Origin of the sequence: Dietzia sp. CQ4, assembly GCF_014145125.1 — a bacterium.
Taxonomy (GTDB): domain Bacteria; phylum Actinomycetota; class Actinomycetes; order Mycobacteriales; family Mycobacteriaceae; genus Dietzia; species Dietzia natronolimnaea.
This window is the reverse complement of sequence record NZ_JAALDZ010000275.1, coordinates 1-2915: the sequence shown is the minus strand read 5'-3', so window position 1 is coordinate 2915 and position 2915 is coordinate 1. Positions and strand designations below refer to the sequence as shown.

The window sequence follows — 2915 nt, the reverse complement described above, 5'->3', positions numbered from 1 at the left end:
CGGCGCCCCCGAGACCCTCGGGATCGCCGGCGAGACCGGCGCCTTCCTCAGCGTCGCGGCGGACGAGGCGGGGCGGCCGACCTACACCGTCCACGTGAGCAACGACGTCCACCAGAGCGGCTTCCTCGTGGTGGACCACGCCGGCGAGCCGGTGCGCGTCAACCCGCCCCGCTGACCGCCCGGCGGAACCCCCCCGGCCGCCCCTCCCGCGGACCGTCCCTCCCGCGGACCGTCCCGCCGGTGATCAGTCCATCAACCGGCTCAGTGACTCGATCTCCTCCACCGAGCGGGCCGTCACCACGAGCATGGTCACACCCGCGGCCTCCCACTCGGCGATCTGCGACCGCACCGAGTCCTCGTCGCCGATGATCGCGGTGGCCTCGACCATCTCGTCCGGGACCGCCGCCGCGGCCTCCTCCTTGCGCCCGGAGCGGAACAGCTCGGTGATGCGGTCGACGTCGTCGGCGAAGCCCATCCGGCGGAACGCCTCGGCGTGGAAGTTCTTCTCCTCCGCGCCCATGCCGCCGGCGTAGAGCGCGGTGAACGGCTTGTACGCGTCGAGGACCGCGCGCCTGTCGTCGGTGATGTGAAGCTGGCACAGGAACGCCACCTCGAAGTCCTCCCGGGTCCGCCGCGCGCCGGGTCGGGCGAAGCCCTCGTCGAGCCACGCGTTGAACTCGTGCGCGGTCCGCGGCGAGGCCAGGAACCCCAGCCACCCGTCCGCGATCTCGGCGGCGAGTGCCACGTTCTTGGGCCCCTCGGCCCCCAGCCAGATGGGCACGTCCTCGCGCAGCGGGTGGAGGATCGACTTGAGCGGTTTGCCCAGTCCGGAGGCGCCCGGCCCCTGGTACGGCAGGGCGTACGCGGGCCCGTCGGAGGTCACGGGGGCCTCGCGGCGGAGCACCGCGCGGATGATGTCGATGTACTCCCGCGTCCGGGCCAACGGCCTGGTGAACGGCTGGCCGTACCAGCCCTCCACCACCTGCGGACCGGAGACGCCCAGGCCCAGGCAGAACCGGCCACCGGAGAGGTGGTCCAGGGTCATGGTGCTCATCGCGGTGGCCGTGGGCGTCCGGGCGGACAGCTGCACCACCGCCGTGGACAGGCGGATGCGTTCGGTGAGCGAGCCGTACCAGGCGAGCGGGGTGAACGCGTCCGAACCCCAGGCCTCGGCGGTGAAGACGGTGTCGAACCCCGCCCTGTCCGCGGCCACCACGAGGTCGGCGTGGTTGGTGGGCGGCTGGGCGCCCCAGTATCCGAGCTGCAAGGCGAATTTCATGGGGACCAGTGTGACCCAGACCGCCCCGCGACGGTGTCCGGCTCACGCAAAGTCACACACGGCGCAGTGGAACGTGTTCTACTTGTGGCGTGACATCCAGAGAGATCGTTGTCGACATCACCCCGCCCGACGAGGCCGTGCTCGAGGCCCCGCTCGCCCCGTCCTTCGACTACACGCGGTCGACCGGACCGGTCCTGGGCGCGTTCTTCACCGGCCTGCGCGACCGCCGACTCGTGGGGGTCCGCGACTCCCGCGGCGCCGTGCACCTGCCGCCGGTGGAGTTCGACCCCCACACGCACGAGGCCCTGACGGACTTCGTCGAGGTGGGCTCCGGGACCGGGATCGACGGCGTCGTCGTCGTCTGGACCTGGGTTCCCGAACCCACCGGCGTCAACCCGCTCGACTCGCCGTTCGCCTGGGCCCTGGTCCGGTTCGACGGCGCCGACACCGCCATCCTGCTGCCCCTCGCCGCCGACGGCCCCGAGGACGTGAGCTCGGGGATGCGCGTGCGGCTACGGTGGTCCGCCGAGCGGACCGGGACCATCCACGACATCGCGTGCGTGGTCCCCGTGGACGTGGCGGGTGGGGACGACCCGGGCGGCACCGATCAGGGCGACGACGACGAGGTCCCGCAGCCCTCCGGGGACGAGCCCGTCACCATGGTCGTCACCCCGATCGGCCTCTCGGTGACCCACACCGCGGGGCCCGCCGAGAGCGAGTTCCTCCGGGCGATCGTGCAGGGCCGTGTGCTCGGGCGGCGTCGCTCCAACGGACCCGAGGTCTACGTCCCGCCGCGCGACTACTGCCCCTCCGACGGGGTGGCCATGGGCGAGTACGTGGAGGTCTCCGGCGTCGGCACGGTCACCACGTTCGGCATCGTCAACGTTCCGTTCGCCGGTCAGGAGATCACGCCCCCGTACGTCACCGCGTACATCCTCCTGGACGGGTCCGACGTCCCCATCCAGCACCTGGTTCTCGGCTGCGAGGCCTCCGAGGTGCGCATGGGTATGCGGGTGCGCGCGGTCTGGACACCCGAGGCCGACCGCCCGGCATCGATGAAGGCCATCACGCACTTCGAGCCGACCGGCGATCCCGACGCCGACCCCGACACCTACGCCGATCACCTGTAGAGGACACCCGTGACCCCCACCGCACCCCGGGACGTGGCCGTCGTCGGTTTCGCCCACGCCCGACACACAGAGTCCACCTTCGGCACCACCAACGGTGTCGAGATGCTCGCGCCCGTCTTCGCCGAGTGTTACCGGCAGACCGGGCTGGACCGCACCGACATCGAGTTCTGGTGCTCCGGTTCCTCCGACTACCTCGCCGGCCGGGCCTTCTCCTTCATCTCCGCCGTCGACACCATCGGCGCATTCCCTCCCATCTGCGAATCGCACGTGGAGATGGACGCCGCCTGGGCGTTCTTCGAGGCCTACCTCAAGATCGCCACAGGCCAGGCCGACACCGCGTTGGTCTACGGGTTCGGCAAGGCCTCGGCGAGCACCGACCTCGACTCGGCGCTGGCGCTGCAGCTCGACCCGTACACCGTGGCCCCGCTGTGGCCCGGCCGCCACCACATGGCCGCGTTGCAGGCCCGCGCGGGGATCGACGCCGGCAGGTGGTCCGAGGGCGAGAT

General features: G+C 71.7%; 2 protein-coding genes and 1 pseudogene. 2 read left to right on the top strand and 1 reads right to left on the bottom strand.

What is annotated here, in order from left to right:
* Positions 1–244: 244 nt before the first annotated feature.
* A complete protein-coding gene (locus tag G6031_RS14695; RefSeq protein WP_182653649.1) occupies positions 245–1279 on the bottom strand; it encodes an LLM class F420-dependent oxidoreductase in 1035 nt (344 codons plus the stop codon).
* A gap of 89 nt (positions 1280–1368) precedes the next feature.
* Between G6031_RS14695 and G6031_RS14690 the strand changes: the two genes are divergently transcribed.
* Positions 1369–2409: an OB-fold nucleic acid binding domain-containing protein gene (locus G6031_RS14690; protein WP_235027390.1), complete on the top strand. Its 1041-nt coding sequence runs from the start codon at positions 1369–1371 to the stop codon at positions 2407–2409.
* A 9-nt stretch (positions 2410–2418) separates the two neighbouring features.
* Positions 2419–2915, top strand: a pseudogene (locus tag G6031_RS14685) (lipid-transfer protein); the annotation flags it as partial.